General features: G+C 70.2%; 11 protein-coding genes. 3 read left to right on the forward strand and 8 right to left on the reverse strand.

What is annotated here, in order from left to right:
* Window positions 1-106 precede the first annotated feature (106 nt).
* The 3 genes from D7X30_RS42455 to D7X30_RS36530 form a co-directional block, all read right to left on the reverse strand.
* Window positions 107-742, reverse strand: a complete 636-nt coding sequence (locus D7X30_RS42455) for a hypothetical protein (RefSeq protein WP_233592025.1) — start codon at window positions 740-742, stop codon at window positions 107-109.
* Window positions 735-2,747 (reverse strand): AHH domain-containing protein, encoded by a 2,013-nt coding sequence (locus D7X30_RS42460; protein ID WP_199724650.1) that lies wholly within the window; start codon window positions 2,745-2,747, stop codon window positions 735-737. Before D7X30_RS42460 ends, D7X30_RS42455 begins: the two co-directional genes overlap by 8 nt.
* A 229-nt stretch (window positions 2,748-2,976) precedes the next feature.
* Window positions 2,977-3,903, reverse strand: coding sequence for a S9 family peptidase (locus tag D7X30_RS36530; protein ID WP_158619454.1), 927 nt, complete (start codon window positions 3,901-3,903; stop codon window positions 2,977-2,979).
* A gap of 407 nt (window positions 3,904-4,310) precedes the next feature.
* Here D7X30_RS36530 and D7X30_RS36535 point away from each other — a divergent pair, with 407 nt between their 5' ends.
* From D7X30_RS36535 to D7X30_RS36545, 3 genes are read left to right on the forward strand one after another with little or no spacing between them, the layout of a single operon-like run.
* Entirely contained in the window at window positions 4,311-5,600 is a 1,290-nt protein-coding gene (locus D7X30_RS36535; RefSeq protein ID WP_120567601.1) for an O-acetylhomoserine aminocarboxypropyltransferase/cysteine synthase family protein, read from the forward strand.
* A 4-nt stretch (window positions 5,601-5,604) separates the two neighbouring features.
* A complete protein-coding gene (locus D7X30_RS36540; protein ID WP_120567602.1) occupies window positions 5,605-6,942 on the forward strand; it encodes an alpha/beta fold hydrolase in 1,338 nt (445 codons plus the stop codon).
* Entirely contained in the window at window positions 6,939-9,452 is a 2,514-nt protein-coding gene (locus tag D7X30_RS36545; RefSeq protein WP_158619455.1) for a bifunctional aspartate kinase/homoserine dehydrogenase I, read from the forward strand. The genes D7X30_RS36540 and D7X30_RS36545 overlap by 4 nt, the downstream gene beginning before the upstream one ends.
* 6 nt (window positions 9,453-9,458) lie before the next feature.
* On the opposite strand, the gene D7X30_RS36550 is transcribed toward D7X30_RS36545, so the two are convergent.
* The 5 genes from D7X30_RS36550 to tatB all read right to left on the reverse strand — a co-directional run bounded on the left by D7X30_RS36550 (window position 9,459) and on the right by tatB (window position 14,084).
* Window positions 9,459-10,268 (reverse strand): transglycosylase SLT domain-containing protein, encoded by an 810-nt coding sequence (locus tag D7X30_RS36550; protein WP_120567604.1) that lies wholly within the window; start codon window positions 10,266-10,268, stop codon window positions 9,459-9,461.
* 200 nt (window positions 10,269-10,468) lie between these two features.
* Window positions 10,469-11,140 (reverse strand): hypothetical protein, encoded by a 672-nt coding sequence (locus D7X30_RS36555; RefSeq protein ID WP_120567605.1) that lies wholly within the window; start codon window positions 11,138-11,140, stop codon window positions 10,469-10,471.
* Between the two features lie 97 nt (window positions 11,141-11,237).
* Complete coding sequence (locus tag D7X30_RS36560) at window positions 11,238-12,329, reverse strand: TrkA family potassium uptake protein (RefSeq protein WP_120567606.1); 1,092 nt, start codon at window positions 12,327-12,329, stop codon at window positions 11,238-11,240.
* Window positions 12,330-12,341: 12 nt separating this feature from the next.
* Complete coding sequence (locus D7X30_RS36565; protein WP_120567607.1) at window positions 12,342-13,547, reverse strand: twin-arginine translocase subunit TatC; 1,206 nt, start codon at window positions 13,545-13,547, stop codon at window positions 12,342-12,344.
* A gap of 39 nt (window positions 13,548-13,586) precedes the next feature.
* The gene (gene tatB, locus D7X30_RS36570) at window positions 13,587-14,084 is read right to left on the reverse strand and encodes a Sec-independent protein translocase protein TatB (RefSeq protein WP_120567608.1); all 498 of its coding nucleotides are present in this window, start codon (window positions 14,082-14,084) and stop codon (window positions 13,587-13,589) included.
* Window positions 14,085-14,114: the final 30 nt, after the last annotated feature.

Genomic DNA, 14,114 nt, shown 5'->3' on the forward strand with positions numbered 1-14,114 from the left:
CTGCTCGGCGGCGACGGATTCACGGACCTCTGCGTCCGTGAGCCTCACCGTGGGCGCGTCCGCCTTCGCTTCCAGCACCCGCTTCGCCAGCAACTCCGTCACGGGCTCACGGTTGGGGGCGCCACCACAGGCCCTTCAACCCCGCCTGCGCACACGCCTGTCGTGCCTCCTCGGTGTAGCAGTAAAAGACCAACTCGGGGACGGAGAACACGGGCGGGAAACCTCCTGGCGGAGGGCGGAGCACGAGCGGCTCGGCCTCCTCCTGACCCAGGAACTCTTCACCGCATTGGTGGAAGGGCACGCCCTTCACGAGGGTGCGCTCCCGGTCGAGACAATCGGTCCGCTCCAGCAACTGGAGGATGACGAAGTCCTCGTTCTTCAGCGCAGGGTCCGTCACCGAATGCCAGGTTCGCCTCCGAGGGTACCCTTTGCTCACGAGGTGCCTGATGCGTTCCGAATAGATGACGGTGGGGATGAGGCGGTGGCGGAACGGGCCCACCGCTTCGAGCACGCGCACCATGCGCCGGGAGATCAGCAACCACATCAAGGGCGCGCTGTGCAGGTGGTCGCGCCCGGCGATCCTCTCCAGGTTGCCGACGAACTCCATGACCTCGGGCGCGCCCTGCTGGCGCTGGTAGTCGATGCCGGGCTCGAAGAACGTCACGTCCTCGAAGCCGTCGAACTCGATGAGTTTGACGTCGTGGATATCCGCATCGTCCTCGATGTGGGAGGCATCAGACATCAATGCATACATCATGTGGTGTGTGACTCCCCATGGAGGGCAGCTCCAGCAAGGCCAGCTTCTTTCCCGTCAGCACCTTACCGCCGTGCTGCTCCTGGATCACCTTGATGGCCGGCTCCGTCAGGGTCCCGGATTGAATGACCTGACGAAGCTCGGTCTCGACCTTGAGGATCGCGTCCTCGATGGCCTGCGGCGTCCAACTGGAGGGCGCCCCCTTCATGCGCAGCTTCTTCAGGGCGGCCTCAAGCCGGAGCTCCACGAACTTGCTGTAGTGGGGATGGCTGCCCGAGTGGATGAGCTGGCCCTCCACGTTGAGCCCGGAGTGCATGTCGAGGATGTTCGACCCTCGGTCAATCGTGTAGCCCTTGAGCCGCTCCATGGCCATGCGGATCAGCGGGTGGGTTTGGGCGACCCCGTCAGGGATGAGGTGGTGCATGGGATGACCGGCGGAGAGCCGGACCTCCGCCGCCGCCCGCGCCGCCGGGCCCTGGGTCTTCTCCACCCAGTCCAGGTAGTTCTTCCGGTAGCGGGTGAAGATGCTGAGGCGGGGCGTGCCCCTCCCGACCTTGAGCACCACCAGCCCGTCATCGGTCACCGTGAGCGCCCCGTACTCGTCGCCCAGGGCCTTCCCGTCCGGACGGCGCAGCCGGTAGGGCTGGGAGTCCGAACTCAACTTCTCCAGACGATAGCCCGCGGCCTGGAGCTCCCGCTTGAACGCGTTGAACTCAGGCGTCCCCTCCTGCGGGATGCGGCGTCCGACGAAGTCCTTGAGCTTGTCCCAGTTGGGGAGCTTCTCCAGCAGCTTCTCCAACTCGGCGTCGCTGAGCGTGCGCTCGGTCAGGCTGGGCTCGGAGTCTGGCTTGGACGTCCCGCCTTCCTTGACGGCCTTTGACAGCAAAGGCGCGCCGGAGCTCCAGGGGTTGAAGGGCAGCGGAATGGCCGGAGCGGCGGTGATGGAGCCCGGCTGGAACACGGGGACACCCGCGTAGGCACCACCGGGGCCCGCCGCCATCATGTAGATGCGGGGCGGGGTGATTCTCACGGACGTCATCAGCTTGAGCCCACGTCCCGCGTTGGTCTTCGCGCCCATCAGCGCAAGCGCGGCCATCGCGATGCTCACCAGCATCCGGAGGAAGGACTTGCTGGCCTCCTTCAGATTCTCTGGTGAGCCATTGGCCTCCCAGGCCTGGGTGAGCCACAGCTGCGCGTGCTTCAGGGCCTCCCCTCCGGCCTCGATGAGGCCATGGGCTCCGAACGCCGCCAGGCCCAGTTGGATGAGCGCCGCCGCGAGCTGTCCGACGCCGGTGGGCGTCGCAGCCAGGAAGGTGGACAGCGCCTCCGCGGCGATGAAGCCCACCACCATCGCGGAGATTTCCAGCCAGTTGTCCAGGATGGCCTTGCCGTACTGGCCGGTGACCTCTCCGAAGTACTGGTCCGCCTGCCTCACGGAGGTGAGGACGTCCTCCAGATGCCGGGCGGCCTTGCGCGCCTGGGCGATCGCCTCATGGGTGATGGAGCCGCTCGACACGATTCCCTGGAGCTGGTTGGCGAAGGCGATGCTCACCAGCCAGATGCGCTCGCCCGCGACCAGCCGCACGTCACCGTCGACGCGCTGGACCCCCTTGCGGCCACTCTTCACGTTCACGTGATGAATGACATTCTCGTAGAAGCGCAGGTCCCGCCCCGGCTGGATGGCCTGCCGGTAGATGCGCGCGGCGATGGGCTCCAGGCGGTCCCCTGGACGGACCGGATAGAGCGTCGCCGCGGGCTCCGGCAGTTGGGTCGTGATGCGCAAGGTCTGCACATAGCCTTGCAGCAGGTATCCCCCCACCACGGTCGAGACGTAGGACCAGCCAGGTGCCTGGGCATGGTCCCGGATGACGCTCACCCGAGTGCCCGGAGGCAGGGGCGCTGGCGTCAGGCAGGTGGAGCCCTTCATCTCCGCGGGAAGCGTCCGCAGGTTGGCGCCATCACCCTGGTCGATGAACCCGAACTGAATCGTCATGTCCCCCCCTGTCTTGGGACTGAGAGGATTCAGCCACCCGGACCAGGAATGAAGGACCGGCCGGGTGGGCATGACAATGACTTACAGCCGCTGCGCGGCGGGTAACCGCTCACCGGAGTGAGCTGCTTGAAGGCACCCCGTCCGTCACCGCGTGGGCGGAGCGCGTGAAGGCCCAGCCGGGCTTCCTGGCCCCTTGCCGCCCTACTCCGCGAACGCGCGCGTGCGCTGACTACTCCTGCTCAGCGGCGACGGCCTCGCGGACCTCCGCGTCCATGAGCCGTACCGCAGGCCCGTCCGCCTTCGCCTCCATGAGCCGCTTCGCCAGCAACTCCGTTACCGGCGCGAGCACACTGAAGTGCGTGGCCCCAGGCACTGCGAGGAATGACAGCGGCGCGCCCTTCGCCGCCACGCGCAGCAGTTCGAACGCGCCCATGTTGCCCTCGTCCGAACCCTCGATGACCTGCGTGGGCACACGCAGGTGCTCCACGTAGCTCACCGGGTTGCGCATCCACAGCTCCGGTCCCCGGGCCTGCCCCAGCAACGGGACATAGTGCGCGTACCCCGACACGTCGGCCACCGGGCCGAACGCGTAGGCGCCCTTCAGACGCGGTGACAGCACCGCCGCCATCAACGCCATCGTGCCGCCCGTGCTGTGCCCCGCCACGTAGATGCGCGCGGGATCCACGTCTGGACGCTTCGCCACGAAGTCGATGGCGGCGACCACGTCATCCACCTCGCCCAGGAAGTACTCGCGCGCGCCCGGGTTGTCGTCCGACCCGCGCAGCGACGGCAGCATCAACACCAGCCCGGCCTCACGGAAGGCCCGCGCGCTCTGATCATTGCTCCGCGGTGAAGGCGCCCAGGCGAAGTCGTCGAGCCCCCAGTTGAACCCGCCGTGGATCCACACCACCGCCGGCCGCTTCGCGCCCTCGCGCACGGGCGTGACGTAGGCCGCGTTCGTGCCCAGCGGCGCGGGATAACGCACCAGCTCGAACAGCTCCTTCGGCGGCGTGGGCGCGGGTGCTCGCTGCGTGGGCTCCACCTTCAGCTGCGTGCGGAAGCTCTTGCGAAGATTCACGGACGTGGGCGGCGCGGGCTTGGAGCACGCGGCGAGGAACACACAGGCCAACAGGAGGACAGGGCGGGAGGACATCATTCTGGGAATACGCAGTGAATCGGTGTCACGGGTCCGCGACACATGCGGTGCTGTTCTGGAGGGTGGCTTGACAGCTCGCGCCATCGCGTCTACTTCTTCTCGCAGAATGTTCGTCACCTCCGCCATGTGCATGTGTTCGATGCCTGTTCCGGGTGGGCCCAAGCCCGCCGCGGCCGGCTGACGCACAGCCTGCCCCTGGCGAGCCAACCGGAGCCCACCCACCCGCGAGGGTCGGTGGGCTTCGTCGTTCCGGGCCTCCGCTCTCGCACCCCTGCCGAGGAGCGTCGCAGCGCCCACCGTGTCCTGAAGTCCTCCCCGCCGCCCGCAGTGCCCTGACGTCCCCACCACCCGTCTGCCTTCACGCACGCGCGTTCCTTCCGGAGCGACGCGAACAGGAGTCCCTTGCCATGAGCACGCCCAACGAACGCCCGCTGCACCCCGACACGCTCGCGCTGCACGCCGGCTATTCGCCCGACCCCACCACGGGCGCTCGCGCGGTGCCCATCTACCAGACCACCAGCTACCGCTTCCGCGACGCGGACCACGCCGCCGCGCTCTTCGGCCTCAAGGAGTTCGGCAACATCTACACGCGCATCATGAACCCCACGACGGACGTCTTCGAGAAGCGCATCGCCGCGCTCGAAGGTGGAGTGGGCGCGCTCGCGGTCGCGTCCGGACAGGCCGCGCAGACGCTGGGCATCCTCAACATCCTCAAGACGGGGGATGAAATCGTCTCCGGCGCCAGCCTCTACGGCGGCACGTACAACCTCTTCAAGGTGACGCTCGCGCGCCTGGGCATCACCACGAAGTTCGTGGACGCGGGCAACCCGGACGCGTTCCGCCAGGCCATTGGCCCGAAGACGAAGGCGCTCTACCTGGAGTCGCTGGGCAACCCGCGCCTGGACGTGCCGGACTTCGACGCCATTGGCGCCGTGGCGCGCGAGGCGGGCCTGCCCCTCTTCGTGGACAACACCGCGCTGTCCCCCGCCCTCTTCAACCCGCTGCGCCATGGCGCGAACATCGTGCTGCACAGCGCGACGAAGTACATCGGCGGCCACGGCACCTCCATTGGAGGCGTCATCGTGGACGGCGGCAACTTCCCCTGGGAGAACGGCAAGTTCCCGGAGCTGACCGAGCCCAACCCCGGCTACCACGGCCTGCGCCTGCGTGAGGCCTTCGGCCCCGCGGCCTTCATCCTCAAGGCCCGGCTGGAGGGCCTGCGCGACCTCGGCCCCGCGCTCAGCCCCTTCAACGCGCACGCGTTCATCCTGGGCCTGGAGACGCTGCGGCTGCGGCTGGAGCGCCACTCGCAGAACGCGCTCGCGGTGGCGAAGTGGCTCAAGCAGCACAAGAAGGTGGAGTGGGTGCGCTACCCGGGCCTGGAGGACGACCCCTCGTTCCTCAACGCGAAGAAGTACCTGCAGGGCGGCTTCGGCGGGCTCGTCACCTTCGGCGTGAAGGGCGGCCTGTCCGCCGGGCGCAAGGTGATTGACGGCGTGAAGCTGTGGAGCCTGCTCGCGAACATCGGAGACACGCGCTCGCTCATCATCCACCCCGCGTCCACCACGCACGAACAGCTCACCCCGGCGGAGCGCGCCAGCACGGGCGTCACCGACGACCTGGTGCGCCTGTCCGTGGGAATCGAGCACCTGGACGACATCGTGGCCGACCTCGACCAGGCCCTGAGCGCGGTCTGACGCCATGCGACCCGTGAGGCCTGGCCAGGAAATCCCCCCGCGCGCGGAGACCCCGCGCGTCTTCGACTTGTCGCTGCCGGACCTGCCGCTGGAGGCCGGCGCCCGCGTGGCGCCCCACCTCGTGCGCGGCTGGTGGTGGGGGCCCCCGGAGGACCTCGCGTGGTTGCAGTCCCGTGCCCACGTGCAGTCCGAGGAAGCGACGCGAGAAGGCAGGCTGCGCGTGGTGCGGAGGACCGCCTCCGAGCTGCGCGACGCCGCCACCGACGCGCGCCGCACCGGGCCCCGCCGCACGCCGGATCCGGTGCCTACCGTGCTGCTGGTGCACGCGCTCACCGGGGACATGAACGCCGGAGGAGAAGGCGGCTGGTGGGCCCCTGTCATCGGGCATGGCCGGCCGTTGGATCCGTCGCGCGTGCGGCTGTTGTGCTTCAACAACCTGGGCTCCTGCTACGGCACCTCCGGCCCCGCGGACGAAGGCTTCCCGCAGCGCACCGACGACACGCGCTTCGGCCCGGCGCCGGTGCTGCCCAAGGGCGACCTGCGCCTGGATGAGCGCAGCCTCCCCGCAACCCTCACGCCGTGGGACCAGGCACGCTCCATCCTCGCGGCGCTGGACGCGCTGGGCGTGGATGAGGTGGCGCTCGTCACCGGCGGCTCGCTGGGAGGCATGGTGGTGCTGTGCCTGGCGGCGCTCGCGCCGGAGCGCTTCCAGCGCATGGTGCCCATCGCGACGGCGGAGGCCGCGTCCGCGTGGGTGGTGGGCTGGAACCACGTGGCCCGGCAGGCCGTGCTGCTGGACCCCGAGTATCCCGAATCCCCCCGGCGAGGCCTGGAGCTGGCCCGTCAGCTGGCGACGCTCACCTATCGCGCGGAGGCCGGACTGGAGGCGCTCCAGCCGCGTCCGCAGGCGTGGTCGTCACGCGCGCTGTACCCGGTGGAGAGCTACCTGGAGTACCAGGGCACGAAGCTGGAGGCGCGCTTCGACGCGCGGTCCTACCTGGCGCTGCTCGGCGCCATGGACCATCACGACCTCACGCGCGTGCCCACGCCGAACGGCGGGCCCGGCGTGGACCGCATCCGCGCGAGCACGCTCACCATCGGCATCGACCGGGACGCGCTCTTCCCGCCCGAGCACATGAAGAACCTGTCCCGCCGCCTGCGCGCGCAGGGACTGCATGCCGAGTACGCGGCCCTGTGCAGCGTGCACGGCCACGACGGATTCCTCATCGAATGGGACGCGCTCGCGCCCCTGCTGGTCCGCGCGCTGGCCCTGCCTCCGGGCGTGGGCCGCGACGCCCGCCTCTCCTCCACTGCCGGCGTCCGCGCCCGGAAGACTTCATGACCGCCCCTGTGAGCATCACCCGCTACGCCCCCTTCCTGCTCGACACCGCCCAGGGACTCGCGTCCGTGGCCACGCACCTGTCGCGCCGCGACGCGGGCAGCACGCGCGCCGCCATCGTGTCGTCACCGCCCTGGCTCGCCGCGGGGCTGGAGTCCGCGCTGTCCATCGCGTTGGAGGGCAACTCCACACTGGCCCGGCAGGAGCTGGATGGCCTGCTCGCGCGGGGCCTGTTGATGCTGGAGGAGGCCGAGCGCCGGCTGGGCGCGCCCCCGGGCTCCACGTCGGTGGAGGCGGACGGCTCGCGCACGCTGGCGTCGCTGCTGGAGCCCGCGCGCCGCGCGCTGGATGGCGCGAGCCTGGTGCGCGAACGGCGGCCCGCGCTGGAGGACGTGGTGCGCGGCACCGGCGAGCGGCTGACGGCGGCGCTCCTGGCGAAGCTGCTGGGTGCGCGCGGCGTGCCGTCGCTGGAGGTGGACGCGGCGGACTGGACGGTGACGGAGGGTGAGCCCGGACAGGCGCGAGTGAATCGCGAGCACACCCGCGCCCGGGTGGCCACGCTGCGGCCTTCGTGGGAGGGACGGCTGACGTTGCACGCGGGTGGCCGGGGGACGGCGGTGGATGGCCGCTCCACGACGCTGGGCGTGGAGGGCGCGGACGAGACAGCGGCGGTGCTGTCCGTGCTGCTGGGCACGCCGCTGACGCTGTGGACGGACGTGCCCGGGGTGATGACGGCGGATCCGCTGCACGTGGCGGATGCGCGGCCGGTGCCGCACCTGAGCTACACGGAGGCGCTGGAGCTGGTGTACCTGGGCCTGCCCACGCTGCACCCTCGCGCGCTGTCCACGCTGCGCGACGCGGACATCCCGCTGCGCGTGCGCCACCTGCAACAGCCCGACGAGCCCGGCACGCTCATCGACGTGCGCGGCGCGGGCAACGGCAGCGTGCCCACGTGCGTGGTGTCGCTGGAGGACCTGGCGCTGCTGGGCCTGGAGGGAGGCACGGAGGAGGCGGCGCGACCAGTGGGGCCTCGCGCGTTGCAAGCGCTGGAGGCCGCGGGCATCGACGCGTGGATGGCGGCGCAGTCGTCGCCGGGGCGCTCAGTGGCGGTGGTGCTGCGCCGGGCGCACGCGGCCCGCGCGGAGGAGGTGCTGCGGCGGGAGCTGGCGCCAGAGCTGGAGCGCGGCGCGTTGCAGCCGCCGCAGGTGCGCGCGCCGGTGACGCAGGTGGCGCTGGTGGCGGAGGCCATGGGCCAGGGCGCCAACGTGGCGGGACGGCTGTTCCAACCGCTGGGCGCGCTGGGCGTCAACGTGCGCGCCATCGCGCAGACGGCGAGCGCTCGCTCCATCTCGTTCATCGTGGATGGGGCGGAGACGGCGCTGACGGTGCGCACGGTGCACGCGGCCTTCCACTTCGCGCATGAAGAGGTGAGCCTGCTGGTGCTGGGCCATGGCGTGGTGGGCAGCCAGCTGCTGGAGCAACTGCGCACGCTCCAGGAGTCGCTGGCGCAGGGGCACGGCATCCAGCTCAACCTGGTGGGGCTCGCGGACAGCCGGCGGGTGCTCTTCTCACCGGAGGGCATCCCGCTGAAGCAGTGGCGCGAGCGCATCCAGTCCGTGCCCGAGGGCGCGTCACCACCCGTGGTGCGCGCGCTGCTGGAGCCGCTGCGCCGGCTGCCCGTGCCGGTGCTGGTGGACTGCACGGCGTCGGAGGGCATGGAGGAGCTGTACCTGGAAGCGTTCCGCAGCGGCATCCACGTGGTGGCGGCGAACAAGAAGCCGCTGACCCAGCCGCTCGACGTCTGGGAGCGGCTGCGGAGCACGGCGCACCTGAACCACCGCGCGTACCACTACGAGACGACGGTGGGCGCGGGGCTGCCGGTCATCCAGACGCTGAAGGACCTGGTGCGCACGGGGGACCGGGTGCACGGCGTGGAGGGTTCGTTCTCCGGGACGCTCGGCTACTTGAGCCAGCAGTTGATGGAGGGCGTGCCGCTGTCGAAGGCGGTGCGCACGGCACGCGAGAAGGGCTTCACGGAGCCGCACCCGCGCGAGGACCTGGCGGGCACGGACGCCGCGCGCAAGGCGCTCATCCTCGCGCGTGAGCAGGGCCTGAGCCTGTCGCTGGACGACGTGGAGGTGGAGCCGTTCGTGCCGCGCGAATACCTGGAGGAGGCGGACGTAGAGCGCTTCCTCGCGGGGCTGGAGAAGCTGGACCGGACGTTCACCTCGCGCATCGAGGGACTGCGCGCGGAGGGCAAGGTGCTGCGCTACCTGGCGCGCATCGACCCGGCGGCGAAGGACGGGCCGGTGCTGCGGGTGGGCCCGGTGGCGGTGCCGAAGGAGCATCCGGCGACGCGGCTGCGCGGCTCGGAGGCGTTCGTGGCCTTCTCCACGGAGCGCTACGCGGACTACCCGCTGCTGGTCCAGGGCGCGGGCGCCGGCGGCCCCGTGACGGCGGCCGGCGTCCTCGCGGACATCCTGAAGATCGCCCAGAACCTGCGGGGGCGATAGGCCGGCTCAGTAGCCGACGTAGCCACTGCCGCCGTTCATCGCCTGGATGCCCGGCGTGTTGGACACGGAGCCGTAGCGGTCCACCGCGTAGCGCACCGCCGCGATGATGTTGTCCACCGGGTTGCGGATGTTGTCGTGGCCCGGGAGCTTGTGCGCGTCGAACGTGGGCTGGATGGTCTGCATCAGGCCGATGGAGGGGTGGCCATCCTTGGCGTTCTGGTCCCAGAGGTTGATGGCGTTCGGGTTCCCACTGGACTCGTGCTGGATGATCTTCGCGATGTCCTGCGGGTTCATCTTGTCCACCGGGACGCCAGCGGCCTTGAGGATCTCCATGGCCTGCTTGATCCAATCGCCCACCTCGCCCTTCGGGGCGTCCCCGGTGGCACCGGCCGACTGGGTGGAGCCGGTCTGGAACGAATCACCCGCGCCCGGCGCGCCGCCCGTGCTGGGCGCACCGTCGACGCTGGGAGCGCCACCCTTGCTGGATGCACCGGACACGCCCGACGGAGCCTGGGCTCCGGCCGCGCCGTCCACGGGGGCAGCGGCGCCGCCCATCTGGGTCTGGAGAAGTTGGACGAGCTGCTGCAGCTGCTTCGCCACGTCCTCGAGCCCCTCCGCGAACTGCTTCCACTGCGCGCCCTTCGCGGGGCCCGCGCTGAAGCCGTCCTGCTGGAACGAGGACACCGAGCCCGAACCCGGCTTCTGGCAGGAACCGCCCTGCACCCTGCCGCCGGACACGGCATCCGGACGGGAGGCGAAGTCCTGGGAGGGGACGCGGAAGGAAGCGAGGCGGGCGGAACCGGGCGCGATGACCATGGGGATTTCCTCGGGAGCTTGAGTGCTGCTGACGAGGAACACCTACAGCAGGGGACATGCCAACCCATGGGCCGACACCTGCTCGAGGCCAAGTGCTTGATGTCCTTGGAAACGCGCGAGGCGCGGTGGGACGAACCGGGGCCCGTCCCTGGTGACTGGAGTCACCGCCCGCCAACAGCGGTCACCAGCCGCGCTGCGCCCTACTTCGTGCGCCCGGCCTTCTTCGCGGCCACGGCCTTCTTCGCGGCCACGGCTTTCTTCGCGACCGGAGCCTTCTTCGCACCGCCCGCCTTCTTCACGGCCCGGGGCTGCTTCGCGGCCACGGCCTTCTTCGTGCCTCGTGCGGGGCCGTGCTTCTTCAGCAAGGCCGCGCCCTGCTTCGCGAGGCCCTGCTCCAGCGCGGGAGGCTTCTTCGCGCCCTTCTTCCCCGCGGGCTCGCGCTTCGGAGCCCCTTCGCGGGTCACCTCCACGGTCCGTCCGGAGAAGGCGTTCCAGCCCTCCAGTGCACGCGTCCAGCGCGCCAGCAGCTTTTCACGCGCATCCGCGTCCGGCAGCCCTTCCGCATGCAGCGCCACGGTGACGCCATGCACCGACGGCAACACGCGAAGCTGCACGGTGCGCGCACGGGGCCAGTCGTCCCGCTCCAAACGCAGGCGCAGCTGCCTGGGCGGGACCTGACGCACCACCGTGATGCGCGTCCCATCCGCGAGCGCGACCTGCTCGCCCTCCGTCAGCGCCTGGGCGCCGCCCCCAACCCAGCGGGCCAGTCCCGACGCCTCGCCCCACGCGGCCCAGGCCATCTCCGAGCCCACCGCGAAGGAGCGCCGCACCCCTGCTTGATAGCCACCACCCGCGACCCGGCCCGTCGACATGGACACTCCTGTCTGACCCATCTTGTTGTCCCAACCTAGGAGGGACGGTGCGACATCTTTCGAGGTGCCCTGCAACTTCCAGCGGCCGTCAGGCACCTCACCCCGTGGGGCGGTAGCCCGGCATGAGGAAGTTGTCGTGGTCCGCGTACGCCGGCGCGTCCGCCTCACCGGTGAAGGCGCGCAGGGTGCAGTACTCCGGATAGGACGCCTGGACGGTGATTTGATCCCCCACCTGGAGGACCACGTCACCGTTCGGGTGCAGCGTCTCCTCTTCGCCCCGGATGAGCGACAGGGCCAGCCCGCCGAAGCGGTCGCGCACCTGGGAGATGTTCATCCCCGGCAGCCCCTCCCGCACCACGAACAGCGACACCACCATCAGGTGCTTGCCAATGCGGAACGAGTGGACGAGCCGCGGATCCAACGCCGCCAGCGCCATGGCGGGCGCGGCCAGCGAGGAGCTGGACAGGGCCTCCGCCTTGAACGTGTCGCGCACCTTCGCGCCCAGGTCGTCGTCGAACAGGCGGATGACCACGCGGATGCCGGGGTTCAGCCGCCGCGCGTCCAGCGCGATGTTCAGGTTCGCCAGGTCGTCGTCCGTGGCGCAGACGATGGCGGACGCCTTCTTCACGTGCGTGCGCGGCAGGCACAGCGGGCTGCGCGTGTCGTCGATGAGCAGCGGGATGTTCTCGTCGCGCAGCGCGGACACGAACGTCGCGTCCTCGCGCTTCTCCACCACGACGACGTCCTTGCCCATCTCCCGCAGCTGCGTCACCACGCGGTAGCCCACGCGTCCCGCGCCGCACACGACGACGTGGCCCTTCATCGTTTCGGACACCACGGTGACCCACTCCTTGTCGTTCTTGTGCCGCGCGAAGAAGAGGTACGCGAAGCGCACCACGCCATCCACCACCAGCGCGATGCTGACCGGCGGGATGAGGATGTTGAGCGTCTCCACGAACCAGTCGCTCACGTAGGGCAGCGACGGCTGGCCGAAGAGCAGGAAGTAGACGTGGTGCAGCGCCTCTCCGTAGGAGATGCGGTCCCCGTCCGGCCCCACGTAGCGCCAGTGGTACAGCGCCGGCCCCACCCCGAAGATGACCGCCGCCAGCAGCAACGTGCTGCGGAACCTCCGCGACAACGCGCGCAGGTACCGCAGGTCCATCATCAGGCGCGCGGCGGGGCTCTTCATGCGCGCGGGAGTCTACGCCGCCGGGGTGATGTCCGTGGAGGCTTCCGCCTTCGCACGGCGCTTCTCGATGAGCCACACCGCCAGCACACCCAGCTCGTAGCAGAGCAGCATGGGGCCGGCCATGAGCGACAGGTTCACCACGTCACCCGTGGGCGTCAGAATCGCCGCCGCGATGAGGCACACCACGAACGCGTGGCGCTGGTAGCGGATGAGGAAGCTCGACTGCACCACCCCGACGATGCCCAGCAGCGCCATCACCAGCGGCAGCTCGAAGATGACGCCGAAGGCGAGGATGAGCAGCAGCACCAGTGACAGCTGCTCGTTCATGGTCAGCATGGGCCGCGTCCAGCGCGCGGCCTCCGCTTCGGCGTGGCCCTTGGCCAGCTCCTTCTGCAGCCGCCACAGGCCGGACATCTCCTCGGCGCGCGTGGGCGCCACGCCCGCGAGCAGGCTGGCCGCCTGGTCCATGGCGGCCTCCGACGCGACGTAGTCCTGCTTGCCGAAGGCCGTCACCGCCTCCACGCGCTTCTCCACCGCCTGGCGCAGCACGCCGCGCGCGGGCACACCCAACCCGTCCGCCGCCGCGTCCAGCAGGTCGCCCAGGCCCTTGAGGCGCGCGGTGAGCTCCACGCTCTTCGCGGACGCCACCTCCGGCTCTTTCACCTGGCCTTCACCCACGGCCGTCAGCGCGGCGCTGGTCTCCTTGGCCACGTGGCCGGCGCGCTCCACCTCGCCTATGCGCAGGAAGCGCAGCGCGTCCTCTCCGCCCATGCGCGCGGTGTCCAAGCGCTGCTCCAGGGCGAGCGTCTCCTCCTCGTTGAGGAGGAACTTGAACATGGAAGGCAGCACCAGGAAGTAGCAGAACAGCGCGCCCACGATGAACGCGACGGAGCCCAGCACCACGAAGGGCGATGCGTACTTGCGCTCCTCCGGGTAGAGCCCCGGCGCCACGAAGCCCCAGATCTGCCAGAGGATGACGGGCGTGGTGAGGAAGATGCCGCAGTACACGCCCACCTTCATCAGCACGTTGATTTCTTCGATGCCGGATGTGTAGACGAGCGAGCGCCCCTCCGGGGGCAGCGCGTCCAACACCGGCCGCATCAACACGCCGAAGATGGGCTTGGCGAAGATGAGCGACACGGCGCCCAGCACGAGCACCGCGAGCGAACACTTCACGAGCCGCGTGCGCAGCTCCGTGAGGTGCTCCGACAGGCTCATCCGGAAATCCGACAGGTCAACCCCTTGGCGATTCAGGGCTCAGCTCCGTTTCGGCGCGTTGCGCGCCACCGTGCCCGGGATGGGGGCGAGTTGCGGAAGGCCGTTCTCGTCCTGCGCCGGCGCCGCACCCGTCTGCGCCGCGGCCTGCGTGTCCGCGGCGGGAGCAGCGTCCACTGCCACGGCCACGGCGGCCTCCGCGGGAGCGGGCACGTTGGCGGGGTCCACCGTCGCGGCGAGCTCGGGGGCGGGCTCGGCGAGCACGTTGGCGGGGGCAGCGTCCGGGAGGGAGGACGGGGCGAGCTCCGGCGGCGGGGACGGCACGCGCGTGCCCGGGCGCGTCGGGGGCATGCGGTTGAAGTCCTCGTCCATGGCGTAGAACTCGCGCTCCACCACGTTGCGCACGTCGTCCGTCTGCCGGCGGAACTCGCGCATGAACTTGCCGATGGCCCGCGCCAGCTCAGGCAGCCGCTGGGGGCCGAGCACGATCAGCGCGGCCACCAGGATGAACACCATTTCGCCTGCGCCGATGTTGAACATGGGTGGTCGTCATCCCCTTGGAGGGGACGT

The sequence above is a fragment of the Corallococcus sp. AB011P genome (assembly GCF_003611605.1).
Classification (GTDB): domain Bacteria; phylum Myxococcota; class Myxococcia; order Myxococcales; family Myxococcaceae; genus Corallococcus; species Corallococcus coralloides.

Bases quoted from the DNA above. Each gene is read 5' to 3' on its own strand.
- D7X30_RS42455 (WP_233592025.1), bottom strand. From the start codon at position 742: ATGTCTGATGCCTCCCACATCGAGGACGATGCGGATATCCACGACGTC.
- D7X30_RS42460 (WP_199724650.1), bottom strand. From the start codon at position 2,747: ATGACGATTCAGTTCGGGTTCATCGACCAGGGTGATGGCGCCAACCTG.
- D7X30_RS36530 (WP_158619454.1), bottom strand. From the start codon at position 3,903: ATGATGTCCTCCCGCCCTGTCCTCCTGTTGGCCTGTGTGTTCCTCGCC.
- D7X30_RS36535 (WP_120567601.1), top strand. From the start codon at position 4,311: ATGAGCACGCCCAACGAACGCCCGCTGCACCCCGACACGCTCGCGCTG.
- D7X30_RS36540 (WP_120567602.1), top strand. From the start codon at position 5,605: ATGCGACCCGTGAGGCCTGGCCAGGAAATCCCCCCGCGCGCGGAGACC.
- D7X30_RS36545 (WP_158619455.1), top strand. From the start codon at position 6,939: ATGACCGCCCCTGTGAGCATCACCCGCTACGCCCCCTTCCTGCTCGAC.
- D7X30_RS36550 (WP_120567604.1), bottom strand. From the start codon at position 10,268: ATGGTCATCGCGCCCGGTTCCGCCCGCCTCGCTTCCTTCCGCGTCCCC.
- D7X30_RS36555 (WP_120567605.1), bottom strand. From the start codon at position 11,140: ATGTCGACGGGCCGGGTCGCGGGTGGTGGCTATCAAGCAGGGGTGCGG.
- D7X30_RS36560 (WP_120567606.1), bottom strand. From the start codon at position 12,329: ATGAAGAGCCCCGCCGCGCGCCTGATGATGGACCTGCGGTACCTGCGC.
- D7X30_RS36565 (WP_120567607.1), bottom strand. From the start codon at position 13,547: ATGAGCCTGTCGGAGCACCTCACGGAGCTGCGCACGCGGCTCGTGAAG.
- tatB (WP_120567608.1), bottom strand. From the start codon at position 14,084: ATGTTCAACATCGGCGCAGGCGAAATGGTGTTCATCCTGGTGGCCGCG.